Origin of the sequence: Micromonospora sp. DH14, from assembly GCF_029809455.1 — a bacterium.
GTDB lineage: Bacteria > Actinomycetota > Actinomycetes > Mycobacteriales > Micromonosporaceae > Micromonospora > Micromonospora parva.
The window spans coordinates 1-13928 of the sequence record NZ_JARVKT010000038.1 but is presented as its reverse complement, the minus strand read 5'-3'; the positions used below and the strand labels follow the sequence as shown (position 1 = coordinate 13928).

Sequence of the window (13928 nt, the reverse complement as noted above, 5' to 3'; positions counted from 1 at the left end):
GCCATGCCCGGTAGAGGGCAAATCCTTTGCCTTATTCATTATCGCTCGGATGTGATGATTTTGACGAAAAAGCAGAAGTTCCTGCTTGCAATTTCAGATATAAGGCTGACCAAGGTTGTTTCTGAGGTTTTGACGGTAGCGGCAGTGGCCGTGGTGGTAAACGTCGCAACAGGTAATCCTGGAATAACTACGCTTGCCCTGCTTGCGGGCGTGATATTTTTACACGTGATCGTTAGCGCGGTTAGCGTGCTATTTCTTGAGCACCCGCAGAAGCATAGCGAGCTGACCAACCTCAACCCGATCACTGCTCCTAGCCGGCGAGAACTTTTAGAGGTGCTGAGCCAGGATTCGGCGATCCGGGTGCGGGAGCGATGGGAATCCCTTCAGCTCCCTGCGGAAGTAGTTGACAGGCTAGAACTGCAGGTTGAGGATTTGGTTGCTGATGTGGATATTGCAGAGTCGGAGGTCGCGCTGATTACGGGTGAGCTCGGATCCGGAAAATCCACCCTTGCTGAGGTCATACACCGCAGGGCAATCACTGCGGCGGCGGCCGATTCGGACGAACGCTGGCCAATAATGCTAGACGGTCGAAGTGCTTCGAAAGTCGACTTTGAGAATTTTGTCAAGCAAGCCATCCCGGAGGGTTGCCGAACCTTCTCATTAGTAGTTGATGGTCTGGATGAGGTCGACAGAGACGCGGCAGAGGGAATTGCAAAATCGGCTCGGTCTCTCGCTCATCGTTTTCCAGGTTCCCGAACTGTGCTCTTCTCGCGTCCGGGTTTCGTCAGGTGGCGCGATCCGGTTGCAATGCCGCCATTATCCGAGATGCAGACTTCTCGGATCTTAGAGATCGTCGCGGACAGGCGACTATTTCCGACCGACTTCCCTGAACCGTTACGTTCTGAACTGCACAAGCCGTTGTTCGCAATCCTCGCAGCTCGTTACTTTGCTCTCGACCGTCCGCGCTCAGTGACCCCTGCTGGTCTTCTTGCAATTCTGGTGGAAGACGTTCTAGCTAGGGAGAGTCGAAGCGGCGTTGATGTCTATCAGTCTCTACGCAAGTTGGCGAGCAAGACGACTGAGTACGGGGGGCCAGTGCCCGAATCAGAGGCGGGCCCACCCGAGGTTCGCGATGCCCTGACCGCCACGCGCCTGATTGTTCGTCGGAACCGCTTGCTCAGTTTTCCGAATCCGACGATTGAACAATATTTCGCTGCGCAGGCGTTACTAAGGGGTGAGGTCCCGGTCAGTAGGCAGATCGAATCGCTGTCATTGTGGGAGCGATGGCGGCTAGCGTGGATGCTTTCGGTGGCAGTGGGAAGCTGGGATGAAACGCTCGCTCTGATTGCGCCCTTGTTATCCGTCAACCCGGGTACAGCATCGTGGTTGATCGGCGAGGCGGTGCCGAAATGGCATTCCGGGGGAGCGAGCGGGGGCGACCCGTTAGCGCTGCCACCCACTGAGGTCATGACGGAGCGGATACGGATATCACTGGAGTTGTGGCGCAGAGCGCTTCCGGCACCCTTTCACCTACTCGCTGCACGGTACGGTTATACGTGGGAAGAGCTTGACGTCAGAGTAGCGGTGTCCGGGAACATGGCTGACTTCTCCCTCTGGGTAGCGGCTCCCTCCGGTGATTCCGCTCGTTCAAGTGAGTCGACTCGAATGCTGTGGCACTACGCTGTTGCTTGCGCGACCCATCCAGCGTGGCCGTGGAGATTCATTCAGACGGTCTTAATTAATGTGTTCGAAGATTTTCTTAAGACTCTTATGGGTAACCCTGATGTTCCATCCCTCAGGGCAGAGTGGCAGCACGACCTTGCATGTTCATTGGTTCCCGGGGGGTTCGCTGCACCGCTAATAGATGGGCCCCGCGTGTGGGCCGCGAAGGTCAAATCCGAAGCCGTTCGTCTCCTTGAGGTATTGGACGAGCACCGTGGTGACTTTATCGAGGTGGGGGGTCGGAGGGGGTACGATCGTGAACAACTCCAAGCACTTGCCGGCTCCTCGCTCGAAGAGTTGGCGAGCACCATCGACGGTCCGTACCCGACTTCAGACATGCCCCTGGTCGACCTAGAGGGATGGAGCGGCTATTCCCCGGATCAGTTGGCGCGTCGTATCTCAGAGGTGTACAGATCGGCGCTTCAAGCCTATGACGAAATCGTATCCGAGTTTTTCCCGGATCTGCGGCCCGTGCTAAGCCTGGATGGCCTGAGGCCCGTGGAACTGACTGGGCAGGTGCGAGTCGTATCGAGGCGGGCGCACGTCCGGTACACGACCCTTCCGTTGCCGGCCGGGTCCGAAAATCTGGTTCGGATTTCGCCTGCTCGCGAAGGGGTCGAGTTTGACGGCTACTCAGATGAGTTCCTAGACGAGTTCCGCCAGCGACGTCGGGCGTACCGGCCGAGCCTGCCTTCGTGGACGATGACGACGTTCGCCGACGGGAGTTCGTTTTCTCCATTGGATCGAATGCCAGCGACCAAAAGAGTAGTGCAATGGATCTGGCGCGATCTAAAGCAGATTCATTTGACTGATCGGATGGCTCCTCACTAGCGCCTCTGTCGGGCAGCATTTTGGGCGTCGGTTACAGCTGCCCGCAGGGAGTCGATGCTGTTTCGGCTGGTCCGGGGCGGCAAGGCGTCTTGTCCCGAGTCGCCTAACCTCAAATTAGAGCAGTTGGTAGTGCCGGAAAGGGCCAAAGCGTTTCCGGCGAAGCCAATTCCGCATTCGCTTTAACCGATTCGCATTCTCTTCGTAGAACAAATTGTTTGCAATGAAGTAGAGACCCTCGATGGACACGTCCGGTCTGACAATTTCGGTACGCGCACGCTCCAGCGCCGGAGACTTAATCCTTCCGGCAAGGATCCACTGCGTAAGTAGCTCATAAGAATGGACGTACTCCCGCCGACCGATCCTGGCCAGAAGGAAGCAGACCGCCAAACCCAGCAGGAGCCACTGCGATGATCGCCAGGCCGTCACAGCGAAGAGGAGGGTAAGGGGGAGAATAAGACTGAGTCGGAATTCGGCTTCCGAGCGCACTCTGTCGAATTCATTATATAGCTCTTGGTCGACTCCTATGAGTCGTTGAGCCGTGGGGTCTAGGTCTTCAAGTACCTGTCGGGAGTTACTGAACCCCTGCTGGTCGAGGCTCGGCAGTATCCATCGAAGAGTGGTCTGCTCGGCTAAATGCTCCATGATTGGGATATCTTGGGGAAGGACTGGCGTCAGTTCAGGGTGGCTGCGTTGATAGGCTTCGTATGTTCGGCAGAACTCCCTTCGTAGTTCGGCCGCGTATTCGTCATTCTCCTTGAATTGGTCGTCAAGGACGCCGGTCACTGCATTCACGATAGGGGCGACTACTGTGGGAGGGCCGGTGTAGTGCGCTTTGAGCCAGAGCCAATGCGTCGGTTCACCTCCGCCTTCGAGCATTGACCCGATCTCTCTAAAGTACGCATGTTGCTCAACATCTGGGCGGAAGAGCCCATTTGTGGTCGTAGAGATGATGCCCAAGAGGTAAGCACAGAAGGTCGCGGCAGCAAGGATTGCGGCTTTGTCTAGCCAACCGCCAACTACGATCAGGTTCTCGATTACCGGTGACGCGGCTCCCTGATCGCGTAACCACGGGCCGAAACCTATCCAGCCTGCAACCAGCAGGATGTACCCCGCTGCCAGAGGGGCGCGCAAATGCCGGATTCCGGGAAGCAGGGAGGTGAGCACCCTGCCAACCTTAAGACCATGCACCACAGCTGATCGATTAACTGACCTCAACTTGACCTCGGCGCGTCGCGCACTGGCGTCTGCCCCGATATGGGCTGTATAGCCATTCGTGCAGACCAGTTGGCCGACCGAGTCAGGCATCACCGGACGCGAGCCGACGGGACGAGCAAGTCAGCGACACGTGCAGACGCCGGCCGACAGGCGTCTTGGTCTTAGCAATGCAGGGGAGGGAGGCGCCCCCGCTCCGTGCCCGATGGGGCGTTTGGCGAGGGTCAACAGCGGTCAGCTCCTGGAGATGCGACCGGGGACCAGGAGGGGACCACACGTCGTGCGTGATGGTGGACGACATGCCCTCGACTACACGGCCTGATGTTGGGACAGCGTGCGTGACGTGCGGGACCGCTTAGCAAATCGTCCTGGGGGTCAAGGGGTCGTCGGTTCGAATCCGGCCGTCCCGACTGGTATTCACCAGCGGATATAGAAGATCATGTGTGATCTTGCGGTAACACTGGCGGTAACGGAGATCGCTTAACGTGGGTTGCATCCCTCGATCCCGTTACTGCGGAGGTGCAGCCGCATGGCTGTCTACAACTACCGCCTCGCCAACGGCCAGACCCGCTGGTTCTTCATCATCGACCTCCCACCCGACGCCAATGGGCGGCGTCGCCAGCACAAGCGGCAGGGGTTCCCCAACCAGGCTGCCGCCCTGAAGGCGGAGCAGGACGCCCGCGCCGCCTACGGGGGAGCGGACCTCGGGGCCGACGGCACCGTCGCTGCCGAGTTGGAGAGCTGGCTCAACGAGCGCGAGCTGGATGTCCAAGAGACGACGCTCAGCAACTACCGGGACATCATGCGCTGCTACGTGGTGCCGCACATCGGCGCGCGGCAGCTCTACGCCCTCGACAAGCGAGTGATCCACGAGCTGTACAAGAAGCTGCTGAAGAGCGGTGGCAAGAACGGCGGCCCGCTCTCGTCGACCACCGTCCGGATCGTGCACCGGGTCCTGATGAAGGCGTTGAGCGACCTCGGGGTCAACGTCGATGGTGTGCGGCAACCCCGGCCGGCCGAGCGGGAAACGATGGGCCGTAAGGGCGTCTGGACACCCGCGCAGTCGGCGAAGTTCCTCAAGCACCACGCCGATCATCGGCTGCGCGCCGCCTGGGTCCTGGCGATCGTCGTCGGCACCCGACGTGGAGAGTTGGCCGGTCTCAAGTGGCCGCGTGTGGATCTCGACCGAGGCGTCTTGCTCTTGCACTGGCAACGCACGACTACCAGCAACGGAGTCGTGGAGAAGGCGCCCAAGGGCAAGAGCAAGCGGGCGGCAGCGCTCGGGCCGGCCCTGGTAGCGGAGCTGGACGCTCACCGAACGCGCCAGGATGCGGAGAAGGTCGATGCCGGAGTCCTGTACCACGACGGCGGCTACCTGTTCTGCCGGGAGGACGGGGAGCCGTACTACCCGAAGTACTTCACCGATCAATGGGCGAAGGCCTGTGCCGACGCCGGCGTTCCCGTCATCTCCCTTCACGATGCGCGGCACACCTCCGCTACCACCGGCGCTGACGCTGGCGTTCCCGAGCACGTGATGCAGCGGCGGCTCGGTCACGCCGACAGCCGCACGACGCGAGAGGTCTACACCCACGTGTTGCCGGAGAGCGAACGGAAGGCCGCTGAGTTGATGGAAGCGGTGCTCGGCGACGCCGCAAGTTGGTCCCCCAGGGCGTAGCCGTGCTGGAAGCGCCTGTTCAGACCTGGCTTCCGTCTCCAGCTTTACAGCCTGCTGTCTTCCGACTTCGAGTCGGCCGGTGTACCGGCCTCCAGGAGGGGCTCTAACCACGTGATTGCTATTGCTGATGTCGTTGCCGGTTGGGTTGCTTACGTTGGGAACGCCCCAGGCAATCGGTTGCCCGCATCGTGAGGACTGACGCCGACTTTGGCGTGCTCACGACCTTAGGGGGCGCGGACGATGGCAACCACCACAAGCGACGGACGCCAGTCGAGTCGGTTGCAAGATCAGGTGTGGACGATCGATGCGGTGCGTGACCTGGGCGTCACCACCGATATTGAGACCGCTGGAGCGATCTTGGGAATCGGACGCACGAAGGCCTACGATCTCGCCAAAACCAACGAGTTCCCGGTGCGCCTTCTGCGTGTGGGCCGGCGGTACGTGGTGCCCGTTCATGCGATCCTCAAGCTGCTTGGCGTTGAGTAGTCGGCTGAGCAGGTTCTGATAAATCGCTCTTACGGCTGGGCCGTCCCCCGGTTACCTACCGGTTTCTCGACCGCCGACGGATCGCCCCCGGGTGCGCGGGGGAGCAGAGGTGGGTGGCAATTCCGGGCCGAGTACCACGAGGATCACCTCCGCGTGCGCGGGGAGCAGCCCGAGGTCCACGACCTCGCCACCCGGCTGGCCCGATCACCCCTGCGTGCGCGGGGAGCAGCGCCTGGTCCCGATCCGCTCGCGCCTGGTCGCGGGATCACCCCCCGCGTGCGCGGGGAGCAGTAGGTCACTGTGTGACCACAGGTCAATCACTGGGGATCACCCCGCATGCGCGGGGAGCAGAGCCCCTGGAACGGGCCCGTCCGCCCGGACGGGATCACCCCCGCGTGCGCGGGGAGCAGAGCGCGGCAATCTCCGGCTCGTTGGCGAAGTCCGGATCACCCCCGCGTGCGCGGGGAGCAGCACCGGCGCACACCCAACCCGCGGCCGGCCCGGGGATCACCCCCGCGTGCGCGGGGAGCAGGCGTACCGCTCCTGGGCCACGAGTTGGCGGACCGGATCACCCCCGCGTGCGCGGGGAGCAGGTCACCCGATCGGTGTCGGTGTCCTCGGGCTCGGGATCACCCCCGCGTGCGCGGGGAGCAGCAGGCCCAGGGTCTGGAGGCGGTCGGTTTGGCCGGATCACCCCCGCGTGCGCGGGGAGCAGGGGAACCGCTCTGCCACCACCTGGCCCTCATCGGGATCACCCCCGCGTGCGCGGGGAGCAGACTGTCACCGTGTCCTTCGGACCGTTGCGGTTCGGATCACCCCCGCGTGCGCGGGGAGCAGCCACATCAGGTGGGTGAGGTGCTGTTCGGCTTGGGATCACCCCCGCGTGCGCGGGGAGCAGAAGCGGAAGAGGCTGCGCGGACGATCATCGCAGGGATCACCCCCGCGTGCGCGGGGAGCAGTACCACAGGATGTAGACGCCGTTGTCCTTCTGAGGATCACCCCCGCGTGTGCGGGGAGCAGATCGAACCCTCCTGGGGTTTCAATATTGAGTTGGGATCACCCCCGCGTGCGCGGGGAGCAGGCAACGGCAGCGCAGAACGCCGCGGAGCGGGCGGGATCACCCCCGCGTGCGCGGGGAGCAGGCTTCTTGACCTGGGGCGTTAGAGATCGACTTCGCAGTTTTCATTCACTAGGTCCCGCAAGGCCGTCTCACTTTTTTCGCGTTCGCGTCGTAGGTAGGTAGAGGGCGAGCGGACTCCGCTACAGGATAAATGATGAGGCTTAAGTGGAGCGCACGGCGAACAGGCATCGCCGCACGGGGGCAAGGTCGAACACCCGCTGATGAAGATTAAGCCGTGGGCATTGTGTGCGGCTATCGATGCCGCTTCGGGCATTGCCACCTTCAAACATCGCCCTCACCGGCGGACGGGATCACACCTCCGGCGCCCGGATGCCGCCCTGCCGACCTCGGAAACCCGGGTCGGTCGGGTCCTGCGGGGGCCGAACCATCACTGCGGTGCGACCAGGGTAGAAACCTGACTGGCAAGAGCGCGTATTCGTTCTGAGCGAGTTCTTCTTCGCCGGGGCCGCCCACTGCCGAAGCGCATCACGGACCGTAGCCGAAACGGGCCAGCGCAGGCATCCGGATCTGGCTCCCCTCTGTGTCAAGACGCCGCCGGGAGGAGAGTCCTATCCTGGGTCTCGGCGGGTCCGGGAAGTGACTTCTCCGAAGAGCCGGCTTGGGGATGAGAGCCGGTCACGCTGGAGCCAGTTGCCGTTCCCCGTTGTCCTCCCGGGCCCGCCGCCGTGGCCACCGCGTCGCTGATCATTCGCCGGTAGACGATGTCGGACAGGCGTCGTTTCAGGGCGCGCATCGCTTCCATCGATGTCTTGCCGGAGGCTTTCTTGCGGTCGAAGTAGGCGCGTCCTTCGGTGGGGTTGCGCAGCTGGACTGTGGCCATGATGTGCAGCACGCGGTTGATCTGCCGGTTGCCGGCGCGGGAGAGCCGGTGTCGTACCTGCTCGCCAGAGGAGGCGTCGATGGGGGCGGTGCCGTTCCAGGAGGCGAAGTGGGCCCGGTTCGGGAAGCGGGTGATGGCACCGACCTCGACCAGCAGCCGGGCGGCGCCGGACGGCCCGATGCCGTGCAGGTCCATTAGCGTGGTGCCGGTGGAGGCGACCAGCTCCTTCAGTTCCTTGTCTGCCTCCTTGGAGCGCCGGTAGACCCGTTCGAGGTCGCTGATCAGCTCCGCGGCGACCCCGCGGCGGGCTTTGCCGACTGCGTCACGGGGTCTGACCGTGGCCAGCAGTGCCTTGGCCTGGGCGGCGGACAGGCTCTTCTTCGCCCCACCAGGGATCAGCTCGAGGAGTAGTTGGTGCAGCTGGGACACCATCCGGGTGTGGTCTTCGCCGAGGGAGCGGCGCCGGTCGACCAGGATCCGCAGCAGGGCCAGCTGCTCATCGTTGACCACCGGGCGCAGGCCGGCCATGCGGGTGCCGACCAGCGCGATGGAGTGGGCGTCGGTGGCGTCGGTCTTGCGGCCCTGCCCGGTGGCGAACACCCGCGCCCGGGCGGACAGCTTCGGCGGGACGTCGACGACATGCTCGCCATCGGCCAGTAGCCGGTTGGCGATGTGTCGGCCGATGCCCTGGCAGCCCTCGATCGCCCAAACCCGGTTCGGCCACTGCATGGCGTACTTCCTCATCGCCGCGAAGCCGTCCCGGCCGGTGTCGGAACGGCCGCCGCCGACAATCGTCTCGTCGCCGGCCATGACCTCGATCGTGGCAGAGCGCTTGTGCGGGTCCATCCCGATGACCACACGATCTGACGTGCTACTCACCGCGTCCTCCGATGCTCGATCCGCCTGGGTTGTCGAGCCGGGAGGGCAACGCTACTTCGAGCCGAGCAAACCCCTCTTGAGCCTCTCCCCGCCCTAAGGCGGCACCCGGAACTGCGCAGGCCAAATGAGAGCCACACGACCAGCGCGGGCAGCCGATGTGAGAGCGACAGCCCGGGTGCCTCGACCGAAGCCTGGCCGGGCCACGGTCGCAGGTCAATGAAACAAGTAGCCGATGAGCGGATGTTCAGGTCATGGCCAGGTGGCTCGATGGTTTGGGCCGGTCTCTGATGGTGCGCGGGCCCCGGCTCTTCATGCTCAGGTCTGCACGGCTCGTTCCTGGATGGCCAGCCAGGCCTCGTGCTGGTGGGCGGTCTTCTCCCACAGCGCGGTCAGCTGTTCGGGTTCGATGTCGTCCAGCGATATCTGGAACTCGGCCAGCGCCTCGGCGAACTCGTCGAGGGTGGACAACGTGCGTCGGTCGGCACCGTGAGGGCCGGTGCGGGTGATCGTGCGCGCGCGGAGGGCCAGCTCGTGGTCGTCGTGGTGGTGTTGTGCCACGAGCACCCTGACGAACGGGGAGTCTGCCGACTTGTTCCGCGCCCGGTCGGCGAACTCGGCGAGTTCGCGCGGCACGGTACGAAAATCGTAGGAGGACGCCGTGCCCTCCGGATGATGGTGCATTCGCCAAGTTCCGGTATCGAGGCGCTCCGTCCGGTAGGTCAGCCTCCCCTGCCGATGTGCACCCTCCCGCAACGGCAGCGGCTCGAGGAACGCGTCCCCGATTCCCGTGTCGGCCAGCCAGTGCTCTCCCTCGACATCCACCAGCAGGGCGATGTGGTTGCCCCATTGCCGATCGCCGCGGGTAGCGCGAAGCACTCCTGCCTCCACGATCGTCACCGTGAACCCGACCGCCTGCAGCAGCAGTGCGAGTGCGCCGTTCATCTCGTAGCAGAGGCCTCCGCGCCTACGGCGCGCGAACTTGTCCACCAGTGCGTCCGGTGTGAGCAGGACCGGCCTGCCGAGCTGGATGTCGATGTTCTCGTACGGAACCCGCAATCGCCACGTCCGGTGCAACCCCCGCAGCGTGGCCAGATCGGCCCGGACGGGCTCCCGGTACTCCAGTCGCTCGAGGAACGCGTCGATCGTCATGGTTGCTCCTTCCCCACGCCCTGCACATAACTACACAAGCTCTAAAATTGAGGTAACTATAACATTGAGGTGCCTCTAGTACTCTGTCCGCATGACCGAGCCTGTTGGACTGCGAGAACGGAAGAAGCAGCGCACCCGGAGGGCGTTGATCGAGACGGCGTACCGACTCTTCGCTCAGAAGGGGTACGACCAGACGACCACCGCCGAGATCGCCGCGGCCGCCGAGGTGTCCAACGCGACGTTCTTCAACCACTTCGCGACAAAAGAAGACCTGGTCCTCACCGAGGACGGCGAGCACATCCTGCGCGCCGGACTAAACGTGATCGCGGAGCGTCACTCCGGCGAGACGGCGCTCGACGTCCTGCGGCGCGCGATGCATCAGATGCTGACCGAGGCCGGGACAGGACTCCGCGACCCGGCCGGCGAGCTGGAGAGGATCCGGCTTGACCTGATCACCTCGGTTCCGGCGCTGCGAGCGACGATGCTGCAGCGGGCGTTCGACGCCCAGCAACAACTGGCCGCCGCCCTCCGGCAGACCTACACCGACGAACTCGACGACATCGGCGCCGCCGCGATCGTCGGCGCCGTCACCGGAGCCGTTCTCGCCGCCGGACAAACAGCCTTGCGCACCAGCCAACCCCTCGGTACCACGATGCGGCGCGCCATCGACATCGCAACCCGGCAACGGGAGTGACCACAGGCAAGGGCAGTGACCTGCGACGATGGATCCCCCGGCGTGGACGGCAAGGACACCGCCGTCACGTCCTCGGCAGCGAGTCGGCCTGGCATGCGGACCCCACGTCCCGACCACGGCCATCCCAGGCCGAATGTCCTCACATCAGCGTAAGACGTTTGGGTCATGCGTTGGTCGGTGCCTCGTCCGTCGTCTGTCCCTGAATAGCCGTAATGGGGTGGTCCCTGCAGCGTGTAATCGGGTTGGTGAGACGACGGGCGGGGCTGCCCATGATGTGCGTCGAGGTGACCGTGGTTCCTCAATGCCGCGTGGGGCTTGCCCAACCCTGCTTGACGGGCTGCCTGCTGATGTCAGGCGGCGATGGGCATCGCCGCGGGATGTGTAGTGCCGTGGGCGGCGATGACCGGGTCCCAGCGTTGGCCGGTGGTGATGACGGCGTGCAGGTGCCGCAGGATCGCCGCGGCGATCACCGCCTGGGCTTGGGTGACAGCCAACCAGGCAACGCCGGGCGCAGCCTCCCGAGCGGCGTCGACCTCCGCTGCGTGCCGGAACCGCAGGACGGGCACCTGCCCCGCCGCAGTGGGGCGAGCCCGGACGAGATGGCGCAGCACCTGCTGCGGCGCGGTGATCCGCCGATCGCCGTGATCGGAGCTGTTGCCGACGCGACCGGCACAGGGCTGGCCGATGCCAAGTGGATCGTGCACCGTAACCTTGACCCAGCCGTTCGCGCTGCCGCGGAAGACGTGTGGGACGGCCTTCTCAATGCCATTCATGGCGCGCCGGAGCCTCTCATCGACCCGTACTCATCGCCCTGAGCCAGTCACGAGCGCCGTCCTCGTGACGACCAGGATGCACGCTCAGGCTGTCAGTGGCGGGAGGGTGCTCGCTTGATCGGGTGCGCGCTCATGGCACCCCTTTGTGTCAAGACACCGCTCGGAGGGCGGGTTCAGGCTGGGTGGTGGCGGGTCCGGGAAGTGGCTTGTCTGAAGGGCCGATGTCCGGGGTCAGGTCGGTCACGCTGGATTGCAGAGTCGTCCCCGAGTGCCCTCCCGGATCCGCCGCCTGTCGTCGTTGTTGGTCTGCGTGCATGCGGGCGTAGACGACGTTGGACAGTCGCCGCTTTAGCGCCCGCATGGCTTCCATGGAGGTCTTCCCGGCGGCTTTCTTCGTGTCGAAGTAGGCGCGGCCTTCGGTGCGGTTGCGCAGTTGGACCACGGCCATGATGTGCAGTGCCCGGTTGATCCGCTGGTTGCCGGCGCGGGAGAGCCGGTGACGCTTCTGGTCGCCGGAGGAGGCGTCGAGCGGGGCGGTGCCGTTCCAGGACGCGAACCGGTTGCGGTCGGCGAAGCGGCGGATGTCGCCGACGTCTGCCAGCAGTTGGGGCTGCACCTGACGGGCCAATGCCGTGCAGGTCCATCAGGGTGGAGCCGCGGGCGATCACCAGTTCCTTGAGGTCCTTCTCGGCAGCCTTGATCGAGCGGGAGCTGCTGCCTACCGCGGCCGACCTCGGAGTGATCGTCGTAGCCCACTCCCCAAACGGTCATGGACAGCTCCACCAACCTGCGAGCACAGCCGACGAGCACGTAGCGAGCGGCCTACCCGCCGCACTGGGCGAGATCGCAGGTAGACACGACGCCACGAGCGGGCAAGTTGCACTCGCCTGGGTGCACCACCGACAGCAGGCACACGGCGTGCGGGTCATCCCAATCCCCGGCACCACCAGCGTCCATCACCTACGTTCCAACATTGCCGCGGCTGACCTAATACTCCAGCAGGAGATCATTTTCAGGGCTCCGTCAGGGCTTGCCGGGCGTAGTGGCTGAGCTTGGCTTCGGCTTGATGCCGCCGTCGGAAGATGGACCAGGCGATGACGTCGCCGACGCGTCGGGTGGGTTCGATGATCAGGGCGTGGAACAGCCGTCGGAGTTCGTTGACGGTGATCGGGGCCAGGTCCTGTGGGCTGGTGGTGCTGGCCGCTGCGGCGGCGAGGAACGCGTGAGCGGCGATGACGAGGGCGGTCCAGCGGTGCCAGGCCCGCCAGCGGCGGTGTTGGTGTTGGTCCAGGCCGAGGCCGGTCTTAGTGGCTTGGAACGATTCCTCGATGCTCCATCGTCGGCCGGCGACGGCGACCAGATGGCGCAGCGGAACCGATTCGGGTGACCAGCAGCGGTAGAACGCCAGCTCACCGGTGGTGCGGTTGCGGCGGATCAGCAGCCAGTGGTGACCGCCGCGCTGGTCGGCGGCCTGGGGCAGGGTGACGAACGCCCAGTCGTAGTAGCGGTGCCTTTCGCCCCCGGGCCGGCGGAGATCCGCTGCCACGCCCGGGTCGGCAGGCCGGCGGCGATCTGATCCGCCCGCTGGACACCGATGCCGGTCGGGACCCGGTGCGAGCGGGCGACGGCGAGGACGTAGCCGAGTCGATGGTCGCGTAACGCCGTGGCCAGGTGCGGGTCACCGCCGTAGGCTTCGTCGCCGGCGACCCATCGGCATGGCAGCCCGCCCGCAAGGGCGGTGTCGATCAGCTGTCGTGCCAGCTGCGGTTTCGTGGCGAACCCGATCGCGTCGGGCACTCCCGCCTCTGCCCGTCGTGCGGGATCATCGGTCCAGGATTTCGGCAGGTAGAGGGCGACGTCGACCAGGGTGTGCCCGGCCGGTGAGGCATACGACAGATGCACCGCGAGCTGGCAATTCTCGATCTTCCCGGCAGTGCCCGAGTACTGCCGCTGCACCCCGACGGTGTGCACACCCTTCTTCAGATCCCCGGTCTCGTCGATCACCAGCACACCGTCCGGATGCCCGAGTTTGACCGCGACGAAGTCCCGCACGTCAGCGCGGACTTCCGCGTCGTCCCAGCTGGCCCGACCGATCAGGTCCTGCATCCCTGACGGACCCTCGTCACCGGCGTGCTCGGCGATCGTCCAGCAGTTCTTGGTCGGCAACGGCGCCAGCAGCCCAGCCATGAAGTCCCGCACCCGCCGGCGAGGCTCAGGCCGCCTGAAACGCGACCCGACAGCATCCATCAGCTCGTCGAACAGCCCAGACCATCGCTGGGCGTCTACTCTGTAGGCGGCAGCCACCGCCGTATCTTTGGTCCACACAACCACGAGACTCAGCGGTGGCTGCTCCACGCCCACGGACAAAACCACACCGCCCCGGCAGGTCAGAACGGATCTCCTGCTGGAGTACTAGTTGCAACGCCGTTCAGTTAAGCGGCGGGTGTGGGTGTCAAGGCGTGTCTGAGACGGAAAGCAGCGGAGCTCCGGTATAGAGGGTGGTCACTCTAAGACGCCCTTGAACCTGGAGCTCCGCTGGCTGATCA

At 64.4% G+C, this 13928-nt stretch carries 9 protein-coding genes, 1 pseudogene and 1 CRISPR repeat array; of the genes and pseudogenes, 4 read left to right on the top strand and 6 right to left on the bottom strand.

The features are described 5' to 3' along the window. Window positions 1-51 precede the first annotated feature (51 nt). A complete protein-coding gene (locus QCZ28_RS30330; protein WP_279519820.1) occupies window positions 52-2553 on the top strand; it encodes a hypothetical protein in 2502 nt (833 codons plus the stop codon). Between the two features lie 114 nt (window positions 2554-2667). Here QCZ28_RS30330 and QCZ28_RS30325 read toward each other — a convergent pair whose 3' ends face one another. Further along, window positions 2668-3717 (bottom strand): hypothetical protein, encoded by a 1050-nt coding sequence (locus tag QCZ28_RS30325; protein WP_279519819.1) that lies wholly within the window; start codon window positions 3715-3717, stop codon window positions 2668-2670. A 577-nt stretch (window positions 3718-4294) separates the two neighbouring features. Between QCZ28_RS30325 and QCZ28_RS30320 the strand changes: the two genes are divergently transcribed. Together QCZ28_RS30320 and QCZ28_RS30315 are read left to right on the top strand one after the other, a co-directional pair. Beyond that, window positions 4295-5440 carry a site-specific integrase gene (locus tag QCZ28_RS30320; protein ID WP_279519818.1) on the top strand — a complete coding sequence of 382 codons (1146 nt, stop codon included), beginning with the start codon at window positions 4295-4297 and terminating at the stop codon, window positions 5438-5440. Window positions 5441-5680: 240 nt separating this feature from the next. Continuing rightward, a complete protein-coding gene (locus QCZ28_RS30315; RefSeq protein ID WP_210864675.1) occupies window positions 5681-5926 on the top strand; it encodes a helix-turn-helix domain-containing protein in 246 nt (81 codons plus the stop codon). A 79-nt stretch (window positions 5927-6005) separates the two neighbouring features. Beyond that, window positions 6006-7068: a CRISPR direct-repeat array (repeat unit 28 nt; unit sequence GGATCACCCCCGCGTGCGCGGGGAGCAG). Window positions 7069-7590: 522 nt separating this feature from the next. On the opposite strand, the gene QCZ28_RS30310 is transcribed toward QCZ28_RS30315, so the two are convergent. Both QCZ28_RS30310 and QCZ28_RS30305 read right to left on the bottom strand, forming a co-directional pair. Next, the gene (locus QCZ28_RS30310) at window positions 7591-8697 is read right to left on the bottom strand and encodes an IS110 family transposase (RefSeq protein ID WP_279519817.1); all 1107 of its coding nucleotides are present in this window, start codon (window positions 8695-8697) and stop codon (window positions 7591-7593) included. A 384-nt stretch (window positions 8698-9081) separates the two neighbouring features. Next, complete coding sequence (locus QCZ28_RS30305; RefSeq protein WP_279519816.1) at window positions 9082-9915, bottom strand: arylamine N-acetyltransferase; 834 nt, start codon at window positions 9913-9915, stop codon at window positions 9082-9084. A gap of 91 nt (window positions 9916-10006) precedes the next feature. On the opposite strand from QCZ28_RS30305, the gene QCZ28_RS30300 reads away from it, so the two are divergent. After that, the gene (locus QCZ28_RS30300; protein ID WP_279519815.1) at window positions 10007-10609 is read left to right on the top strand and encodes a TetR family transcriptional regulator; all 603 of its coding nucleotides are present in this window, start codon (window positions 10007-10009) and stop codon (window positions 10607-10609) included. Between the two features lie 350 nt (window positions 10610-10959). On the opposite strand, the gene QCZ28_RS30295 is transcribed toward QCZ28_RS30300, so the two are convergent. The 3 genes and pseudogenes from QCZ28_RS30295 to QCZ28_RS30285 all read right to left on the bottom strand — a co-directional run bounded on the left by QCZ28_RS30295 (window position 10960) and on the right by QCZ28_RS30285 (window position 13629). Continuing rightward, window positions 10960-11382, bottom strand: a complete 423-nt coding sequence (locus tag QCZ28_RS30295) for a hypothetical protein (protein WP_279519814.1) — start codon at window positions 11380-11382, stop codon at window positions 10960-10962. A gap of 148 nt (window positions 11383-11530) precedes the next feature. Continuing rightward, on the bottom strand, window positions 11531-11998 hold the full coding sequence (locus QCZ28_RS30290) for a transposase (protein WP_279519813.1): 468 nt from the start codon (window positions 11996-11998) through the stop codon (window positions 11531-11533). Between the two features lie 396 nt (window positions 11999-12394). Further along, a pseudogene (locus QCZ28_RS30285) lies at window positions 12395-13629 on the bottom strand (IS701 family transposase). Window positions 13630-13928: the final 299 nt, after the last annotated feature.

Coding starts and splice junctions, on each gene's coding strand:
- QCZ28_RS30320 (WP_279519818.1), top strand. CDS start 4,295: ATGGCTGTCTACAACTACCGCCTCGCCAACGGCCAGACCCGCTGGTTC.
- QCZ28_RS30315 (WP_210864675.1), top strand. CDS start 5,681: ATGGCAACCACCACAAGCGACGGACGCCAGTCGAGTCGGTTGCAAGAT.
- QCZ28_RS30310 (WP_279519817.1), bottom strand. CDS start 8,697: ATGGCCGGCGACGAGACGATTGTCGGCGGCGGCCGTTCCGACACCGGC.
- QCZ28_RS30305 (WP_279519816.1), bottom strand. CDS start 9,915: ATGACGATCGACGCGTTCCTCGAGCGACTGGAGTACCGGGAGCCCGTC.
- QCZ28_RS30300 (WP_279519815.1), top strand. CDS start 10,007: ATGACCGAGCCTGTTGGACTGCGAGAACGGAAGAAGCAGCGCACCCGG.
- QCZ28_RS30295 (WP_279519814.1), bottom strand. CDS start 11,382: ATGAATGGCATTGAGAAGGCCGTCCCACACGTCTTCCGCGGCAGCGCG.